The organism is Streptomyces sp. NPDC058751, from assembly GCF_042746485.1.
Taxonomy (GTDB): Bacteria; Actinomycetota; Actinomycetes; order Streptomycetales; family Streptomycetaceae; genus Streptomyces.
Genome location: NZ_JBHYPZ010000059.1, coordinates 12251 through 30398, shown reverse-complemented (window position 1 = coordinate 30398; position 18148 = coordinate 12251). Strand labels below are relative to the sequence as shown.

Annotated in this window: 17 protein-coding genes and 1 pseudogene; 8 read left to right on the top strand and 10 right to left on the bottom strand. The window is 71.3% G+C overall.

The window, feature by feature from the left end; all coding sequences use genetic code 11:
• Positions 1-211: 211 nt before the first annotated feature.
• The gene (locus tag ACFW6B_RS37000) at positions 212-1006 is read right to left on the bottom strand and encodes a SigE family RNA polymerase sigma factor (protein ID WP_386603468.1); all 795 of its coding nucleotides are present in this window, start codon (positions 1004-1006) and stop codon (positions 212-214) included.
• A 296-nt stretch (positions 1007-1302) separates the two neighbouring features.
• On the opposite strand from ACFW6B_RS37000, the gene afsQ1 reads away from it, so the two are divergent.
• From afsQ1 to ACFW6B_RS36975, 5 genes are all read left to right on the top strand, one after another.
• A complete protein-coding gene (gene afsQ1, locus ACFW6B_RS36995) occupies positions 1303-1980 on the top strand; it encodes a two-component system response regulator AfsQ1 (protein WP_037625670.1) in 678 nt (225 codons plus the stop codon).
• The gene (locus tag ACFW6B_RS36990) at positions 1977-3560 is read left to right on the top strand and encodes an ATP-binding protein (protein ID WP_386603465.1); all 1584 of its coding nucleotides are present in this window, start codon (positions 1977-1979) and stop codon (positions 3558-3560) included. The genes afsQ1 and ACFW6B_RS36990 overlap by 4 nt, the downstream gene beginning before the upstream one ends.
• Positions 3561-3685: 125 nt before the next feature.
• Positions 3686-4336, top strand: coding sequence for a hypothetical protein (locus ACFW6B_RS36985; RefSeq protein ID WP_386603463.1), 651 nt, complete (start codon positions 3686-3688; stop codon positions 4334-4336).
• A 63-nt stretch (positions 4337-4399) separates the two neighbouring features.
• Complete coding sequence (locus tag ACFW6B_RS36980; RefSeq protein WP_386603461.1) at positions 4400-4981, top strand: VanZ family protein; 582 nt, start codon at positions 4400-4402, stop codon at positions 4979-4981.
• Positions 4982-5065: 84 nt separating this feature from the next.
• The gene (locus ACFW6B_RS36975) at positions 5066-5269 is read left to right on the top strand and encodes a PspC domain-containing protein (protein ID WP_386603459.1); all 204 of its coding nucleotides are present in this window, start codon (positions 5066-5068) and stop codon (positions 5267-5269) included.
• Positions 5270-5470: 201 nt separating this feature from the next.
• Here ACFW6B_RS36975 and ACFW6B_RS36970 read toward each other — a convergent pair whose 3' ends face one another.
• Positions 5471-5821, bottom strand: a complete 351-nt coding sequence (locus tag ACFW6B_RS36970) for an ATP-binding protein (protein ID WP_386603457.1) — start codon at positions 5819-5821, stop codon at positions 5471-5473.
• 143 nt (positions 5822-5964) lie between these two features.
• Complete coding sequence (locus ACFW6B_RS36965) at positions 5965-7119, bottom strand: adenosine deaminase (protein ID WP_386603455.1); 1155 nt, start codon at positions 7117-7119, stop codon at positions 5965-5967.
• 113 nt (positions 7120-7232) lie between these two features.
• Between ACFW6B_RS36965 and ACFW6B_RS36960 the strand changes: the two genes are divergently transcribed.
• On the top strand, positions 7233-7994 hold the full coding sequence (locus ACFW6B_RS36960; RefSeq protein ID WP_386603453.1) for an alpha/beta hydrolase: 762 nt from the start codon (positions 7233-7235) through the stop codon (positions 7992-7994).
• Positions 7995-8139: 145 nt separating this feature from the next.
• Here the strand turns inward: ACFW6B_RS36960 and ACFW6B_RS36955 are convergent, their stop codons facing one another.
• Positions 8140-9102: a LysR family transcriptional regulator gene (locus ACFW6B_RS36955; protein WP_386603451.1), complete on the bottom strand. Its 963-nt coding sequence runs from the start codon at positions 9100-9102 to the stop codon at positions 8140-8142.
• Positions 9103-9164: 62 nt separating this feature from the next.
• Here ACFW6B_RS36955 and ACFW6B_RS36950 point away from each other — a divergent pair, with 62 nt between their 5' ends.
• Together ACFW6B_RS36950 and ACFW6B_RS36945 are read left to right on the top strand one after the other, a co-directional pair.
• Positions 9165-10472 (top strand): MFS transporter, encoded by a 1308-nt coding sequence (locus ACFW6B_RS36950; protein WP_386603449.1) that lies wholly within the window; start codon positions 9165-9167, stop codon positions 10470-10472.
• Positions 10473-10665: 193 nt separating this feature from the next.
• Complete coding sequence (locus tag ACFW6B_RS36945) at positions 10666-11742, top strand: sigma-70 family RNA polymerase sigma factor (protein WP_386603447.1); 1077 nt, start codon at positions 10666-10668, stop codon at positions 11740-11742.
• Between the two features lie 39 nt (positions 11743-11781).
• Here ACFW6B_RS36945 and ACFW6B_RS36940 read toward each other — a convergent pair.
• From ACFW6B_RS36940 to ACFW6B_RS36915, 6 genes and pseudogenes are all read right to left on the bottom strand, one after another.
• Positions 11782-12021: pseudogene (locus ACFW6B_RS36940) on the bottom strand (hypothetical protein); the annotation flags it as partial.
• A gap of 68 nt (positions 12022-12089) precedes the next feature.
• The gene (locus tag ACFW6B_RS36935) at positions 12090-13373 is read right to left on the bottom strand and encodes a thymidine phosphorylase (RefSeq protein WP_386603445.1); all 1284 of its coding nucleotides are present in this window, start codon (positions 13371-13373) and stop codon (positions 12090-12092) included.
• 65 nt (positions 13374-13438) lie between these two features.
• A complete protein-coding gene (locus ACFW6B_RS36930; protein WP_386603443.1) occupies positions 13439-13852 on the bottom strand; it encodes a cytidine deaminase in 414 nt (137 codons plus the stop codon).
• Positions 13849-15114, bottom strand: coding sequence for an ABC transporter permease (locus ACFW6B_RS36925; protein ID WP_386603441.1), 1266 nt, complete (start codon positions 15112-15114; stop codon positions 13849-13851). Before ACFW6B_RS36925 ends, ACFW6B_RS36930 begins: the two co-directional genes overlap by 4 nt.
• Positions 15111-16235, bottom strand: a complete 1125-nt coding sequence (locus ACFW6B_RS36920) for an ABC transporter permease (protein WP_386603439.1) — start codon at positions 16233-16235, stop codon at positions 15111-15113. Before ACFW6B_RS36920 ends, ACFW6B_RS36925 begins: the two co-directional genes overlap by 4 nt.
• Positions 16235-17926, bottom strand: coding sequence for an ABC transporter ATP-binding protein (locus tag ACFW6B_RS36915; RefSeq protein WP_386603516.1), 1692 nt, complete (start codon positions 17924-17926; stop codon positions 16235-16237). Before ACFW6B_RS36915 ends, ACFW6B_RS36920 begins: the two co-directional genes overlap by 1 nt.
• Positions 17927-18148: the final 222 nt, after the last annotated feature.

Below are 18148 nucleotides of genomic sequence, written 5' to 3'. Positions count from 1 at the left end.
GGACACGAAGGCCCGAACACGAAAGAAGGTCCAGGCGGACCCCCGACCGCTTGGACCTTCTTCCGTTTCCCCCGTGGTCCCCCGTGGCACGGCCGATTGCCCGTGCCCCGTTTCCCCGTGACCCCGTTCGGTGCCGGTTCCCCCCGGAACCGGCTCCCCCGTCACCGGCTCCCCCGGAGCCGGCCCGTCCTTCTTGTCGCTCCCCCGGCCCTCAGGCGACGAGCTCGCCGAAGGACTCCTCCTCGTCACGGCCGAAGCTGAGGACCTCGTCCTCGCGCATCCGGCGGAGCGACCGCCAGATGCTGGACTTCACCGTGCCGACACTGATGCCGAGGATCTCCGCGATCTCCGGGTCGGTGCGGCCCTCGTAGTAGCGCAGGACCAGCATCGTGCGCTGGAGTTCGGGCAGCCGGGCCAGCGCCTGCCACAGGACCGCGCGCAGCTCGGTGCCGCGCATCGCGTCCGTGTCGCCGGCCGTCTCCGGCAGCTCCTCGGTCGGGTACTCGTTCAGCTTGCGGCGGCGCCACGCGCTGATGTGCAGATTGGTCATGGTGCGGCGGAGGTAGCCCCCGACCGCGGCCTTGTCGCTGATCCGGTCCCACGCCCGGTACGTCGAGAACAGCGCGCTCTGCAGCAGGTCCTCGGCCTCGAAGCGGTCACCGGTCAGGTGGTAGGCGGTTGCGTACAGGGAGGCGCGGCGCTCCTGGACGTAGGCGGTGAAGGCCGCTTCGGCCTCCGCGCTCCCCGCCCCGGAACGACGCTCCCCCGAGTCCTCCCCGTACGCGGCTCCCCCGTGAGCCTTCCCCCCCGTCGTGCCCACGGCGGCGGGCGCCGTGGTGTTCTCCCCCGTGAAAGTGTCAACCACCGTCATGTACACGGTGTGCTGACGCCCGGCACCGCGAGCGCACCCCCGAGAGCTCACATTCCCGGACTTCTCCGTGGCCCGGGTGACGTCGTGGAGCCGCGTGACAACTGCGCTAGTGCTGGTGCGGTGCAGCGTGTTCATCTCGCGCCCCCCGTCGTGGAGTCCCGGTTCTTCGGTTCGTTCCGTCGTGCGTCCTGCCTTGTGTCGAAAAGCTTGCCGGGCCCACTTCATGGCCGTGTCCCCCGACTGTCACAGACCTGTCACAGGGACCGCCCCCGGGCGCGGCACGGCGCGATCACGGAGAAGAGCGGTACGACTACGCAGACGGTCACTCGGGCCCCGGCCGACGTCCGGGACGCCCTCAGTCGGGCCCGGGAGACGAGTGGGAGCGCTCCAACAGTCGATACACGAGCATGACATGGGCCAGAATGACATCCGTGCCTTCCCTGTTGCTGATCGAGGACGACGACGCCATCCGGACGGCCCTGGAGCTCTCACTGACGCGCCAGGGACACCGGGTGGCCACCGCTGCCACCGGCGAGGACGGTCTGAAGCTGCTGCGCGAGCAGCGACCGGATCTGATCGTGCTGGATGTGATGCTGCCCGGCATCGACGGATTCGAGGTGTGCCGGCGCATCCGTCGCACCGACCAGCTTCCGATCATCCTGCTGACCGCGCGCAGTGACGACATCGACGTCGTGGTCGGACTGGAGTCCGGCGCCGACGACTACGTCGTCAAGCCCGTGCAGGGCCGGGTGCTCGACGCCCGGATCCGTGCCGTGCTGCGCCGCGGCGAGCGGGAGGCGAACGACTCGGCGTCGTTCGGCTCGCTGGTCATCGACCGTGCCGCGATGACGGTCACCAAGAACGGCGAGGATCTGCAACTGACGCCCACCGAACTGCGGTTGCTCCTGGAGCTGAGCCGCAGGCCCGGACAGGCCCTGTCCAGGCAGCAGTTGCTGCGCCTGGTGTGGGAGCACGACTACCTGGGCGACTCGCGCCTGGTCGACGCCTGTGTGCAGCGGCTGCGCGCCAAGGTGGAGGACGTGCCGTCCTCGCCCACTCTGATCCGTACCGTGCGCGGCGTCGGCTACCGGCTGGACAACCCTCAGTGACCAAACCGCAGGACAAGCTCCGCGGCTGGGCCGCGGCGCGCAAGGCGTTGCTGTCCGGTCTGCGCTTCACCAGTCTGCGGCTGCGGCTGGTCGTGGTGTTCGGACTCGTCGCGCTCACCGCGGCGGTGTCCGCGTCGGGCATCGCGTACTGGCTCAACCGCGAGGCCGTGCTGACGCGTACCCAGGACGCGGTGCTGCGCGACTTCCAGCAGGAGATGCGCAACCACGCGAGCATGCTGCCCGTGCACCCGGCGCAGGACGAACTCCAGCGCACGGCGCGGCAGATGGCGAACAGCAGCCAGCGCTTCAGCGTGCTGCTGACCGCCGAGGCCGCCGACGGCAGGAGGATCACCGGCAACTCCGAGCTGGACACGTTCACGCTGGAGGACGTGCCCAGGTCCCTCCGCAAGGCGGTGAACAAGCAGCAGCCGCTGACCTCGACCAACACGTCCGCGTACCACTTGTACTGGCAGCGGATCACCCAGCACGACAAGTCGTACCTCGTGGGCGGGGCCCGGGTGATCGACGGCAGCACGACCGGTTACATGCTCAAGTCCCTGGAGCCGGAGGCCAAGGACCTCAACTCCCTGGCCTGGTCGCTGGGGATCGCGACGGGGCTCGCGCTGATCGGCTCGGCGCTGCTCGCCCAGGCCGCCGCGACCACGGTCCTCAAGCCGGTCCACCGCCTCGGCATCGCGGCCCGCCGGCTCGGCGAGGGCAAGCTGGACACCCGGCTGCGGGTCTCCGGCACGGACGAACTCGCCGATCTGTCACGGACGTTCAACCGGACGGCGGAGTCGCTGGAGAAGCGGGTCGCGGACATGAGCGCGCGGGACGAGGCGTCCCGCCGGTTCGTCGCCGACATGTCGCACGAACTGCGTACGCCGCTCACCGCGATCACCGCCGTCACCGAGATCCTCGAAGAGGAACTGGACGCGCAGACCGGCAGTGTCGACCCGATGATCGAGCCGGCCGTACGGCTCGTCGTCAGCGAGACCCGGCGCCTGGGCGACCTCGTCGAGAACCTGATGGAGGTGACCCGCTTCGACGCGGGCACCGCCCGTATCGTCCTCGACGACGTGGACATCGCCGACCAGATCACCGCGTGCATCGACGCGCGCGCCTGGCTGGACGCCGTCGAACTGGACGCCGAACGCGGCATGATGGCGCGGCTCGACCCGCGCCGGCTCGACGTCATCCTGGCGAACCTGATCGGCAACGCGCTCAAGCACGGCGGTTCGCCGGTCCGGGTGTCGGTGCGCGTGGAGGGCGAGGAACTGGTCATCGAGGTGCAGGACCACGGTCCCGGCATTCCCGAGGACGTCCTGCCGCACGTCTTCGACCGGTTCTACAAGGCCAGCGCGTCCCGCCCGCGTTCCGAGGGCAGCGGTCTCGGGCTCTCCATCGCCCTGGAGAACGCGCACATCCACGGCGGCGAGATCACCGCGGCGAACGCTCCCGAGGGCGGGGCGGTCTTCACGCTGCGCCTGCCCCAGGACGCGTCGGAGCTGCTCGCCGACCACCCGCGGGGCCGGGATGCCTCCGCGCACGGGAACGGCACGGAAGGCCCCACCGGATGACCCCCGCACACCCCCCGGTCCCGGGGACCGCCCACCCCACAGGTTCCCCGGGTGCCGCCTGCCGGCCGTCGGCCGGTTCTCCGGAGACCACCCGCGCCCGGACCGCCGGTTCACCACGCACGCCGGTGGCCCGCGGCTCCGCGCGACCCGCCCGCCCCCGCGTCCCCGGCTCCCCGGTGGGACGGGGCTGGCTGGGTGTGGTGCTGCTCGCCGGGCTGCTCGCGGGGTGCGGCATCCGTCCCACCCAGGTGCCCACCGACTTCGGTCCGGCGCCCTCGCGGGTGCCCTGTGCCCTCTCCGCCACCGACGTCACCGCCCAGACCTCGCACGGGGTACCGGTCCAGGTCTTCCTGACCTGCTCGGAACAACTGGTCACGGTCGACCGGTCGGCACGCATCCCGGACGGCACGGCGGAGTCGGAGCGCCGGGTCCTGGTGGCCCAGGCGCTGCTGGACGAGCTCGCCGAGGCCCCGACGACGCCCGAGGAGCAGGCCGGGTACACGACGGACGTACGCGGCGGCATGACGGTCAGCGGGCCCGGCGACGGGGATCCCGAGGACGCCCTGCGGCTGAGCACCCCGCCGCAGGACCTCACGCGGACGGCCCTCGGCCAGATCGTCTGCACCTTCTCGGACTCGGCCGCGGCGCGGGACGACGGCAGTGTCGTCCTGGGCGGTCCCGCCCCCGCCGGCCTGCGCAGTTACCAGTGCACCCCCGAGGTGCGCGCCGCCCCGGGCGACACGGCCCCGGCGTCGACGGCTGTCCGGAGTTCGTAACGCTACGGGGCCGAAACCCACCGCAGCGGAACCGATCGTGCCGGGGGCCGCGTCTTGGGGGGCGTGCAGCGTCAAGGTTCAGAGGACGGCAGCGCCGTCACCCGCGTCCGTGCGACAGGAGGTGTCCTCCTCGTCGCACACCTGGCGCTCGTCGCCTGGATCACGCTGCGTCCGCTGGACGTCCCCTGGATGAGCGCCGCCAACCTGCGGCCCTTCGCGGGTATCAGAGCCGACCTCGCGCTGGGGCCCGAGGTGGCGGCCCGGCGCATCGCCGCGGGCCTCGGTCTGCTCGCCCCGCTGGGCGTGCTGCTGCCGATGGCGGGGGGCCGGCTCGCCGTCTCCCGTCTCGGCTCGCTCCTGCGGACGACCGCCGCGGGCGTGCTGCTGTCGCTGGGCATAGAACTGCTCCAGACCGGGGTCCCGGGCCAGGTCGTGGACATCGACTCGATCATGCTGAACACCGTCGGCGTGGCCCTCGCGCACCTCGCGGTCGTGCCCGCTCTCAGGGCCCGGTTCCGCCGCAGGGCCGAGACGCGGCGCCGCGCGGCCGTTCTCCGGGAGGACCTGGCTCAGGGTCGGACCCCGACGATTCCCAGGGTCGGGATCGCCCCCTGGAGCGAGGTTTCGCGTACTTCGTCCTCGTAGCGTTGAGGGCATCGGTGAAAGCACCGGTGAGAACGACGAAGCCGGCCCGGCCGGCACTCGACGACGGTTCGCGAAGGAGCCACCATGACCGCCATCGCCCGCCCCACGAACGGCCGCATGATCGGCGGAGTCTGTGCTGCGCTGGCACGGCGCTTCGGCACCTCGGCGACGACGATGCGCGTCGTCTTCGTCCTGTCCTGCCTGCTCCCCGGCCCGCAGTTCCTGCTCTACATAGCCCTGTGGATCCTCTTCCCGTCCGAGGACAAGGCCGCCCGCAACGCCTGGTGACCCGGGTCGGCGGACGGCGACGGGCGGTCGGCGGCGGACACACGGCGAACGCCGGTGGGGCGCACCCGAGAAGGGTGTGCCCCACCGGCGTTCGCGCGGGCGGGGGCGACGCGACCGGAACGCGCGCGGCCCGTCCTCGCACGGCAGAAGGCCCCGGGCCCCGACGGGCGGGGGCCTTCGTCCGTCGGCCGACGGAGAACGTCAGCCCAGCGGAATCCCGTTGACCGGCATGCCGTGCGTGGGCAGCCCCTGCACCGGCAGCCCCCCGAGCAGTCCGGCCATGGGCGCGGACGCCCCTTCGGCGAGCAGACGCGCGGCGGCGGGCTGCGCGGCGACCGCACCCGCGCCGAGGGCGCTCTGGCCCTGGGCGAGCGCCTGGCCGACGGGCAGTGGCGAGGCGACGTTCTCGGCGGGCAGCGTCCTGGCGACGGTGTCCAGCGCCGAGGACGCCTCCGACACGGCCGGGGCGGCGTTCGCGGCACCCGCGCCGACCGCGGCGAAAGCGGCACCGAGAGCGGCGACACCGAGGGTCTTGGCAGCAGACTGCTTCATCGTGAATGCGTCCTTGGGGTGGGTGAGACGGGTATGTGGGCGGTCCAGAACCGTAAACACGCCGTCCCGTCGTCCGCAAACACCGAAAAGCGGCCGAATCATGGAGGAGAAGTGAAGACCCGGCCGCTCCCCGTTCGCCTGGATCAGGCCTGTTCTCCCACGGAACCGCTGGTGGAGGCGGTCTGCTGGAACAGCCACTCGGACTTCAATTCCGCATATCCGGGCTTGATCACGTCATTGATCATGGCCAGTCGTTCATCGAAAGGAATGAATGCTGACTTCATAGCATTGACCGAGAACCACTGCATGTCGTCGAGTGAGTAACCGAACGCCTCGACAAGGTGCTCGAATTCGCGGCTCATGCTCGTCCCCGACATCAGACGGTTGTCGGTGTTGACCGTGGCGCGGAAGTGCAGGCGCCGCAGCAGCCCGATGGGGTGGGCCGCGTACGAGTCGGCGGCGCCGGTCTGGAGGTTGGAACTGGGGCACAGCTCCAGCGGGATGCGCTTGTCGCGGACGTACGACGCGAGCCGGCCGAGTTCCACCGAGCCGTCCTCGCGCACCTCGATGTCGTCGATGATGCGGACGCCGTGCCCGAGCCGGTCCGCGCCGCACCACTGGAGGGCCTGCCAGATGGACGGCAGGCCGAACGCCTCCCCGGCGTGGATCGTGAAGTGGTTGTTCTCCCGCTTCAGGTACTCGAAGGCGTCGAGGTGCCGGGTGGGCGGGAAGCCGGCCTCGGCGCCCGCGATGTCGAAGCCGACGACGCCCGAGTCGCGGTGGCGGTTGGCGAGTTCGGCGATCTCCAGGGCGCGGGCGGCGTGCCGCATCGCGGTCAGCAGCGCGCCGACCCGGATGCGGTGGCCGTTCTCCCGGGCCAGCCGTTCCCCTTCCCTGAAGCCCTCGTTGACCGCCTCGACGACCTCTTCGAGGCTGAGCCCGCCCTCCAAGTGCTGCTCGGGCGCGTACCGCACCTCGGCGTAGACGACCCCGTCCTCGGCGAGGTCCTCGGCGCACTCGGCGGCGACCCGCACCAGCGCCTCGCGGGTCTGCATGACGGCGCAGGTGTGCGCGAAGGTCTCCAGGTACCGCTCCAGCGAACCGGAGTCGGCGGCCTCGCGGAACCAGATCCCGAGCTTGTCCGGATCGGTCTCGGGGAGGTTCGAGTAGCCCGCGTCGCGGGCGAGTTCGACGATCGTACCGGGGCGCAGGCCCCCGTCGAGGTGATCGTGCAGCAGGACCTTGGGCGCCCGGCGGATCTGCTCCGAGCTCGGGGTGTTCCGGATCTGGCTCGTCATTTTCGCACTGTAGCCCCTACGCGCGTAGATCTCCTGTTGTACGCATCCGCCGATATGTAACGGTGACCGTGCGGACAGGTGGCGTACACCCTTGCTTCTGACACTGTTCTGTCATGGCACAGCAAGCGACGCCGGTTCGCACGGCCCGGCTGGGGAGGGCGCTCGGCCCGGAGCCGACGGCGGTCAGCGGAGTTGTTCTGCTGCTGCCGGGCGGTGAGGAGACCTCGTCCCGAAGACCGTCCCCCATGATGGCGACCGCTTCCGTACGCGCGCTCGGGCGCCGGCTGACCCGCGCCGGACGCGCGGAGGGCCTGGTCGGCCACGTGGTGCACTACCGGGTCCGCGGCTGGAACGGCAGCGAGGCCCATCTCGCGGCCGACGCCTCCTGGGCCGCGGACGAGGTCGTCCGCCGCTACGGCGACGTGCCCGTGTGCCTGGCCGGCATCGACATGGGCGGCCGGGCGGCGCTGCGCGCGGGCGGGCACGCGGCCGTCAACTCCGTGCTGGCGCTTGCGCCCTGGCTGCCCGAGGACGACGTCGCGGCGCCACCCGAACCGGTGAAACAGCTCGCCGGACGGCGGGTGCTGATCGTGCACGGCACCAACGACGCCCGCACCGACCCGGAGTTGTCCTTCCGGCTCGCCGCGCGCGCGAAGAAGGCCAACCGCGGCATCTGCCGCTTCGAGGTCCACTCGGACGGGCACGCGCTGCACCAGCACCGGAACGAAGTCCTCGCCCTCGCCGAGGACTTCGTGATGGGCGCGCTGTTCGGCCGCTCCTTCTCCCGCCCCGTCGAGGACGCCTTCGCCGCGCCCCCGCCCCTGGGCCTGCGGATGCCGCTGGCGGCGGGCTTCGGACGGTCGTTGCGCCGCTAGCGCGACGGCAGGCGACGTTCGCGGCACCGGAGCGTGCCCGGCGGTTCCCGTCGTCGCGCCGCTGGGGCCCGTCCGGTGGTCTCCGTCGTCGCCCGGCGGGCGGGAACCGCCGGGCAGGACCCGGGTCCTGCCGCTCCGCGGTGGTTCAGTCGGGCAGCAGGCGACCGCGGCGGGCGAGCAGGAACTTCTTGAAGGCGGCCACCGGCGGGGTGTCCGGGCGGCCGGCCGGCCAGGCGACGCCGATCTCGCGCACGGCGCGCGGGGCGGTGACGGTGAGCTCGACGACCCCCGGACGGGGAACGGCCGGCGGCGGCAGCAGGGCGACGCCAAGACCGGCGGCGACGAGGCCCCGGAGCGTCTCCGCCTCCTCCCCCTCGAAGGCGATGCGCGGCCGGAACCCCGCCTCCTGGCACAGGTCGTCGGTGATGGCGCGCATCCCGTAGCCGGGTTCCAGGGTCACGAAGACCTCGTCGGCCGCCTCGGAGAGCCTGATGCGCCTGCGCGAGGCGAGCGGATGGTCGGCGGGCACGACCAGGCGGAGCTTCTGCTCGTCGAGCCGGCGGCTCACCAGATCGGGCGCGTCCGGCACGGGCGAGGTCAGACACAGGTCCAGCTCGCCCGAGCGCAGCCGCTCCAGCATGGCCTCCCCGTAGTTCTGCACGAGGCTGAAGCGGACACCCGGATGATCGGCGCGGAACGCGCGGATCAGCCCCGGCACCGTCTCCGAGCCCATCGTGTGCAGGAAGCCGAAGGCGACCTTGCCGGTGGCCGGGTCCGCGTCCGCGCGCACCTCGTCGGCGGCGCGCACGACCTCGGCGAGGGCCCGCTCCACGGAGGAGAGGAAGGTGCGGCCGGCCGGGGTCAGCGCCACCGTCCGGCCGTGACGCGCGAACAGGCCGACGCCCAGGTCCTGTTCCAGCCTGACGACGGCCCTGGACAGGGTCGACTGCGGGACCCCCATCTGCTCCGCGGCCCGGGTGACGTGCTCGGTGCGGGCGACGCCGGCGAAGTACGCCAGGCGCGGGGCGAGCAGTCTCGCGAAGTGAGCACTGTCTCCTGTGTCACTGAACGATGACAGGTGAGGCTGTGACCTCTGCTGATGCTCCATGGGAACGATTATGGCGATTCCATGCATTGGACGGATGAACGGCGCGTCCCTAGGTTCGAAGCATGCCTTCCGCCAGTACCGGGGCACCCGCCGTCACGGGTGCCCCCACCGCCGCTCCCGTCACCGCCGCCGCTCCCGTCACCGTCCCCGACTCCCGCATGGCTCCCGGCGGGCCCGGCTACCGCCGGATGAACTTCGCGCTCTTCCTCGCGGGCGTCGCGACCTTCGCGCTCCTCTACTCCACCCAGGCCCTGCTGCCGCTGATCTCCTCGGACTTCGGGGTGAGCGCGGGCGAGGCGAGCTGGACGGTGTCGGCCGCGACGGGCGGGCTCGCGCTGTTCGTCCTGCCGATGAGCGCGCTGTCGGAGCGCTTCGGACGGCGTACGTTGATGACGGCGTCCCTGGTGGTGGCGGTGGCCGTCGGTCTCCTGGTCCCCTTCGCGCCGTCGATCGGGGCGCTGGTGGCGCTGCGGGCGGTCCAGGGCGCGGCACTCGCGGGGCTCCCGGCGTCGGCGACGGCGTACCTGGCGGAGGAGGTCCGCCCGAGGGCTCTGATCACCGCGATCGGTCTGTTCGTCGCGGGCAACAGCATCGGCGGGATGAGCGGCCGGGTCGTCACCGGCTGGGTGGCGCAGGAATGGGGCTGGCGGGCGGCCGTCGGCACGATCGGGCTGATCGCCGTGGTCTGCGCGGTGGCCTTCCGGCTGCTGCTTCCGGCGCCCCGGCACTTCACGCCGGGTTCGCTGCGGCCCCGGGTGCTGGCCCGCACGGTGCGCGACCACCTGGCGAACCCGCTGCTGTGCCGGCTGTACGCGATCGGCGCGCTGTTCATGATGGTGTTCGGCGGGGTCTACACGGTCATCGGCTACCGCCTCGGCGAGGCGCCGTTCTCGCTCCCGCAGGGCGTCATCGGCTCGGTCTTCCTGGTCTACCTCGTCGGTACGGTGTCGGCGTCGTCGGCGGGACGGCTGGCCGGCCGGCTGGGCCGTCGCGGGGCCCTCTACGTGGCGGGCGCCACCACGACCGCCGGTCTGCTCCTGTCCCTGGCCGACTCCCTGGCGCTGATCCTGCTCGGCCTGGTCCTGATCACCGCGGGCTTCTTCGCGGGCCACGCGGTGGCGTCGTCGTCGGTGAGCCACACCGCGAAGAAGGGGCGGGCGCAGGCGTCGGCCCTCTACCAGTCCTCGTACTACATCGGCTCCAGCGCCGGCAGCACGCTGGGCGCGGTCGCCTTCCACGCGGGGGGCTGGGCGGGCACGGTGGCCCTGGGCCTGTTCGCGGTCCTCGGGGTCGTCTCGATCACCCTGCTCGGCACCCGCGCGGCCCGCACCGCCGCCCACCGCCCCCCGGCCCCGGCCCCGGCTCACTGAGGTCCCGGCCCCTTGAGGTCCCGGCTCACGGAGGGACCGGCTCACGGAGGGGCCGGCCCCGGCCTCTCCGGAGCACCCCCCGTGACCTGCTGCTTTCCCCACTCCGCACACCGTTGTCAGTGGGCCGGAGTAGCTTCCGAAGTGCCGCGCGACGGTGCGCGAACCGGGAAGACGGCCACAAGGGCGGATTGCGATGAGTGAGGGTACGGCGACGACGACGGACCTGGACGTCCGGCTGGAGAAGCACCGGGTCGAACTGACCGGGTACTGCTACCGCATGCTCGGTTCGTCCTTCGAGGCCGAGGACGCGGTGCAGGACACGATGGTCCGGGCCTGGCGCGGCTACGCCTCGTTCGAGGGCCGCTCCTCGATGCGGTCCTGGCTGTACCGGATCGCGACGAACGTCTGCCTGGACATGCTCAACGCGGGCAACAGAAGGGCTCGTCCGATGGATCTCACAGGACCCTCGCCGCTGGCGCAGGCGGCGCTCACCCCCCGCCCGGACAACACCTGGCTGGAGCCGATGCCCGACGGCCGTGTGCTGCCGACGCCCGGCGATCCGGCGGAGGCCGCGGTCGCCAAGGAGTCCGTGCGCCTGGCCTTCATGGCGGCCCTCCAGCAGCTCCCGCCCAAACAGCGCGCGGTCCTCATCCTGCGCGAGGTCCTCGCGTGGAGGGCGAGCGAGGTCGCCGAACTGCTCGGGACGACGGTCGCCTCGGTCAACAGCGCGCTCCAGCGGGCCCGCGCCACCCTCGCGGAGAACAACGGGCCGGGCGCGGACGCCGCGACCTCCGACCCGCTCGACGAGGAGCAGCAGAAGCTCCTGGAGCGCTACGTGGAGGCGTTCGAGGGGTACGACATGACGGCCCTGACGGCGCTCCTGCACGAGGACGCGGTCATGACGATGCCCCCGTTCGACCTGTGGCTGCGCGGCACGGACGACATCACCGGCTTCATGACGACCCTGGGCGCCGCCTGTGCCGGCTCACGGCTGATCCCGGTGGAGGTCAACGGCCTGCCCGGCTTCGCGCAGTACAAGCCGGACGAGGAGGCGGGCGGCCACACCCCCTGGTCGGTTCAGGTGCTGGAGATCTCAGAGGGCCGTGTCTCCGGGTTCCACTTCTTCCTGGACACGGCCCGCTGGTTCCCGCTCTTCGGACTCCCCCTCCGTCTCGACGGTCCCGAGGGGGCCGGGACCGCCGGGCCCCGGGGCGGGGGCGGGCCCGTGGGGGTCGCGGATCTCGAAGCGGAGGCCGACGAGGTCGAGTAGGGAGCGAAGTGCCTGGTCCGGGCCGTGCAGGCAGATGCGGCCTCCCGCCCGGCGGGCCGCCAGTTCCATGCGGGCCAGCGCGTCGACGGTGGTGAGGCCGGGCGGTCCGAGGGCCGTGACGTCGCAGACGACGACACCGCCGTCGCTCGCCCCGAGGAGAGCGCGGACGGCCTCGCAGAGCCGGGGCACCTCGTCCCGGGTGACGAGGCCCAGCAGCACGAGCACGTCCGGTTTCACGAAATCCACGGTCGATAGACCGCCGGGCGCCCGTGAACTCATCGCGGGCATGCCGAACGGGGCCGGTGGAGGTCCACCGGCCCCGTTCGCCCGAACGACGGAACCGCGGGTCAGGCGATGCGGTCCAGCACGATCGGGGTGGCCTTGAAGTCCGTGCCGGCCCCGGCGATGTCGTACGAGCCCTCGACGGCCTGGAGCGCGTACTCGAAGCGGTCCGGGGTGTCCGTGTGGAGGGTCATGAGGGGCTGGCCCGCCGTGACCGTGTCACCGGGCTTGGCGTGCAGCTCGACGCCCGCGCCCGCCTGTACCGGGTCCTCCTTGCGGGCGCGTCCGGCGCCCAGGCGCCACGCGGCGATCCCGACGTCGTACGCGTCGAGGCGGGTCAGCACGCCGGAGGCCGGGGCGCTGACGACGTGCGTCTCGCGGGCGGTGGGCAGCGCGGCGTCCGGGTCGCCGCCCTGCGCGGCGATCATGCGGCGCCACACGTCCATCGCGGAGCCGTCGGCGAGCGCCTTCGCGGGGTCGGCGTCCTTGATCCCGGCCGCGTCGAGCATCTCGCGCGCCAGGGCGATCGTGAGCTCGACGACGTCGGCGGGGCCGCCGCCGGCGAGGACCTCGACGGACTCGCGGACCTCCAGGGCGTTGCCCGCGGTCAGGCCGAGCGGCGTCGACATGTCGGTGAGGAGCGCGACCGTCCTCACGCCGTGGTCGGTGCCGAGGCCGACCATGGTGGAGGCCAGCTCGCGGGCGTCCTCGATGGTCTTCATGAAGGCGCCGGTGCCGACCTTCACGTCGAGGACCAGCGAGCCGGTGCCCTCGGCGATCTTCTTGGACATGATGGAGGAGGCGATGAGCGGGATCGCCTCGACCGTGCCGGTGACGTCGCGGAGCGCGTAGAGCTTCTTGTCCGCGGGGGCGAGTCCGTCGCCGGCCGCGCAGATGACCGCGCCCGTGGTGTCGAGGACGTGCAGCATCTCCTCGTTGGACAGCAGCGCGCGCCAGCCCGGGATCGACTCCAGCTTGTCCAGGGTGCCGCCGGTGTGGCCGAGGCCGCGTCCGGAGAGCTGGGGCACCGCGGCACCGCAGGCGGCGACGAGCGGGGCCAGCGGGAGGGTGATCTTGTCACCGACGCCGCCCGTGGAGTGCTTGTCGGCGGTCGGGCGGGACAGGGAGGAGAACTCCATGCGCTCGCCCGAGGCGATCATCGCGGCCGTCCAGCGGGCGATCTCACGGCGGTTCATGCCGTTGAGCAGGATCGCCATGTTGAGGGCGGCCATCTGGTAGTCGGCGACCTCGCCGCGGGTGTACGCGTCGATGACCCAGTCGATCTGCGCGTCGCTGAGTTCGGCACGGTCCCGCTTGGTACGGATGACGGAGACGGCGTCCATGGCCATGGCGTTCCTTCCGGAAGATGAGCGGCCCCTCCCCGGCGTCAGCCGGTCGGAGGGGCCGCGGGGCGTTACTTGGTGAGATGGCCCGGCCCGAAGGCCTGCGGCAACATCTCGGACAGGGGCACGAGCCCCCGGGGTGTCTCCAGGATCAGTTCCTCCCCGCCGAACTCGAACAGGAGCTGCCGGCAGCGTCCGCACGGGACGAGGATCTCGCCCTGTCCGTCGACACACGTGAAGTGCGTCAGCCGGCCGCCTCCGGTGGCCCGCAGTTCGGAGACCAGACCGCATTCGGCGCACAGGCCGAGGCCGTAGGAGGCGTTCTCGACGTTGCAGCCGGAGACGATCCGGCCGTCGTCGACGCGGGCCGCCGCACCGACGGGGAAGTCCGAGTAGGGGGCGTACGCGCGGGTCATCGCCGTACGGGCCGCCTCCCTCAGTTCCTCCCAGTCGACGTCCGCGGACCCCGCGACGGCGGCCGTCACTTCCCCTGTCCCTTCCGGTACGGCAGGCCGTCCGCCTTCGGCATGCGCAGGCGCTGCGCCGACAGGGACAGGACGAGGAGGGTGATGACGTACGGCGTGGCGGAGACGATCTGGTTGGGCACCTCGTTGGTGTTGGCGTACCAGAGGTACACGAGGACGCCGATGACCGCGGTGATGGCGGCCGAGACGTACTTCTTCTTGACCGCGAGCCAGATCGCGCCGATCACGAGCAGGATGGCGCCGAGCAGCAGCAGGGCGTGGACGTTCTCGGAGCCGCCGCGCAGGTTGAGGCTGTCGGTGTAGCCGAACAGTCCGGCGCCGAGCGCGAGACCGCCGGGCATCCAGTTGCCGAAGATCATCGCCGCGAGACCGATGTAGCCGCGGCCCGCGGTCTGGCCCTCCAGGTAGAAGGGGTTGGCGACGAGGGAGAGGAAGACACCGCCGAGGCCGGCCAGGCCGCCGGAGACGATGACGGCGATGTACTTGTACTTGTAGACGTTCACGCCGAGCGACTCGGACGCGACCGGGTTCTCGCCGCAGGACCGCAGGCGCAGACCGAACGGGGTGCGCCACAGGACCCACCAGGTGCCGGGGATCAGCGCGATGGCGATCAGGGTCAGCCAGGAGACGTCGGTGACCAGACCGCCGAGCAGGCCCGCGATGTCCGAGACGAAGAACCAGCCCTTGGAGTTCAGGGTGGTGAGCCAGTCGGAGAGCCCCGGCACGGTGAACTGGCCGAGCGACTCGACCGGCGGGGACTGCTTGGCCGAGCCGCCCTGGACGCCCACGAAGGCGAGCGGGGAGAGGTAGCGGGTGACGCCGAGCGCGAGGATGTTGATGGCCACACCGGAGACGATGTGGTTGACGTTGAAGGTGACCGTGATGATCGCGTGGAGCAGACCGCCGACGGCGCCGCCGATGATGCCGATCAGGACGCCGGTCCACGGGCCCCACTGGTAGCCGGCCCAGGCGCCGAACCAGGTGCCGAGGATCATCATGCCCTCGAGGCCGATGTTGACGACGCCCGAGCGCTCGGCCCACAGACCGCCGAGACCGGCCAGGCCGATCGGGACGGCCAGTTCGAGCGCGGTCGACATCTGGCTGACGTTGGTGATGCCGTCGGCGCCGGTGATGATGCGGACGATCGAGGTCAGCGCCAGGGCGCCCGCGATCACCAGCAGGAGGACGGGGAGCGACATCCGGCGGCCGCTCGGAGCCGCGGGCTGCGCTGTGGGCTGGTTGACGTCGGTCGCGGTGGTCATCGGCCCGCCACCTCCTTCTCGGTGTTGTCGTTTCCGCCGAGGACGTTGCCCGCGGCGAGTTCGGCGCCGACGCGGCGCTGCTGGCGGCGCAGACCCCACTCGCGCACGGACTCGTAGGAGACGACGACGGCGATCACGATCAGGCCCTGCATGATGACCGCGATCTCCTTGTCGTACCCGTGGAAGTCCAGCTCGGGCGAGGCCTTGTCGAGCCAGGCCCACAGCAGGGCCGCGAAGGCGATGCCGACGGGGCTGTTGCGGCCGAGCAGCGCGATGCCGATGCCGAGGAAGCCGATGCCGGTCGGGAAGTTCAGGCTGTACGTGTGGGTGTCGCCGAGGAGGATCGGCAGACCCGCGAGGCCGGCGATGCCGCCGGAGAGCAGCATGGCGGTGAGCACCATGCGCTTGGGGTCGACACCGCTGGCCGCGGCGGCGGACTCGGAGGCGCCGGAGGCGCGCAGGTCGAAGCCGAAGCGGGTGCGGTTGAGGACGATCCAGTAGCCGATGCCGAGGACCACCGCGAGGACGACCAGGCCGTAGATCTCGCCCGCGTCGCCCATGCTGAAGCCGGGGATCCAGCCGGACTCGTGCATCTCGCCGGTGGTGTTGTTGTTGCCGACCTTGACGCCGAAGACGTCGGGCAGCCAGAGGTAGGCGATGACGGAGGTCGCGATCGCGTTCAGCATGATCGTCGCGACGACCTCGCTGACCCCGCGGGTGACCTTGAGGACACCGGCGATGCCGGCCCAGAAGGCACCGGTGCAGATCGCGGTGATCATCAGCAGCGGGACCTGGAGCGCGGCCGGCAGGGCGACGTGCGCGCCGACGACCGCGGCCATCATGGCGGCGAGCTGGTACTGGCCGTCGACACCGATGTTGAACAGGTTCATCCGGAAGCCGATGGCCACCGCCAGCGCCGCGATGTAGTACAGCGAGGCCTGGTTGATGATCAGGACCTGGATGTCGGAGTACGTTGCCTGCTCGAACATGATCGAATACGGCTCGAACGGGCTCTTGCCCGAGGCGAGCAGCACGATCGAGGTCAGCGCCACGGCGACGACGAGCGCGATGACCGGTCCGGCCACCGCGAGGAGCAGGCGCTCCTTGTCGAACTTCTTCATCAGCGGGCCTCGTCTTCCGGGGCGTCGGCCGGGTTCTCGGTGGGCTCTTCGAGCTCGGCCGCTTCGGCGAGCTCCTCGTTCTCCAGGTGTCCGGAGGCGGCACCGGTCATGGCCGAGCCGAGCTCCTCCGGGGTGATCGTGGCCGGGTCCGCGTCCGCGACCAGCTTGCCGTTGTAGATCACCCGGAGCGTGTCGGACAGGCCGATGAGTTCGTCCAGGTCCGCGGAGATCAGCAGAACGGCGAGTCCTTCACGGCGTGCCGAGCGGATCTGGTCCCAGATCTGCGCCTGCGCGCCGACGTCCACACCACGGGTGGGGTGGGCGGCGATCAGGAACTTCGGCTTGTGGCTCATCTCGCGGCCGACGATCAGCTTCTGCTGGTTGCCGCCGGACAGGGAGGCCGCGGTGACGTCGATGCCGGGGGTGCGCACGTCGTACTCCTCGACGATGCGGCGGGTGTCCTCCTGGGCGCCCTTGATGTCGATCCAGACACCCTTGGCGTTGGGCTTCTCGGTGACGTGGCCGAGGATGCGGTTCTCCCAGAGGGGAGACTCCAGGAGGAGGCCGTGGCGGTGGCGGTCCTCGGGGATGTAGCCGATGCCGTTCTCGCGGCGCTTGCGGGTGGACATCCCGGTGACGTCCTCGCCCATGAAGCGGACGGCGCCGGAGTCGGCGGCCTTCAGGCCGATCAGCGCGTCGATGAGCTCGGTCTGGCCGTTGCCCTCGACACCCGCGATGCCCATGACCTCACCGGCGTGGATGGTGAAGGAGACGTGGTCGAGGACGAGGCGTACGGCGCCGCGCTCCACCTCGTCCATGAGCAGGGCCGCGGAGCCCTTGCCCATCGAGACCGAGCCCTTGGCGAAGACGACCAGGTCCTCGACCTCGATCACGGCCCGGTCGGTGACGGTCGACTCGGAGGTCTCCGGCGTGGGCAGTTCGCTGCCGACCATCAGCTCGGCGAGCTGACGCGGGGTCGTCTCGGAGGGCACGGCGGTGCCGACCGTCGTACCGCGCCGGATGACCGTGATGTCGTCGGCGACCGAGAGGACCTCGCCCAGCTTGTGCGAGATGAAGATGACCGACAGGCCCTCGGCCTTGAGCTCGCGGAGGTTGTCGAAGAGCGCGTCGACCTCCTGCGGCACGAGGACGGCGGTGGGCTCGTCCAGGATCAGGATGCGGGCACCGCGGAAGAGGACCTTGAGGATCTCCACGCGCTGCCGTTCGGCGACGCCGAGCTCCTCGACCAGGACGTCGGGGCGGACCCCGAGGCCGTAGCGGTCGGAGATCTCCAGGATCTTGCGGCGGGCCTTGGCGCCGATCCCGTACAGCTTCTCGCTGCCGAGGGTGACGTTCTCCAGGACGGTGAGGTTGTCGGCCAGCATGAAGTGCTGGTGGACCATGCCGATGCCGCGGGCGATGGCCTCGCCCGGCGACGAGAAGGTGACCTGTTCGCCGTCGACGGCGATGGTGCCCTCGTCCGGCTTCTGCATGCCGTAGAGAATCTTCATCAGCGTCGACTTGCCGGCGCCGTTCTCGCCGACGAGGGCGTGCACGGTGCCCTTGCGGACGCTGAGGTGGATGTCGTGGTTGGCCACGACGCCGGGGAATCGCTTCGTGATCCCGGCGAGTTCGACAGCGGTCGCCTGACTGTCGACCGCGCCGGCCGGAGGGCTGCTGGACGCGTTGATGGCGCACTCTCCTGAGGGAAAGGGGGTCGTCTACGCGCGTAGCGCCCCTACGGCAACGAAAGGGGCCACGGGCCGCGAGAACGGGATACGTGGAGCAAGACTCCTCGTATCCCGTTGAGCGGACGTAACCCCGCGGTTACCAAGCGGCTCCGGGGCAGGACGGGCACCTTTCCGTGCCGGCCGGCACGAAGACTTGCCCGAACTTCCCCGGGACCGCATTGG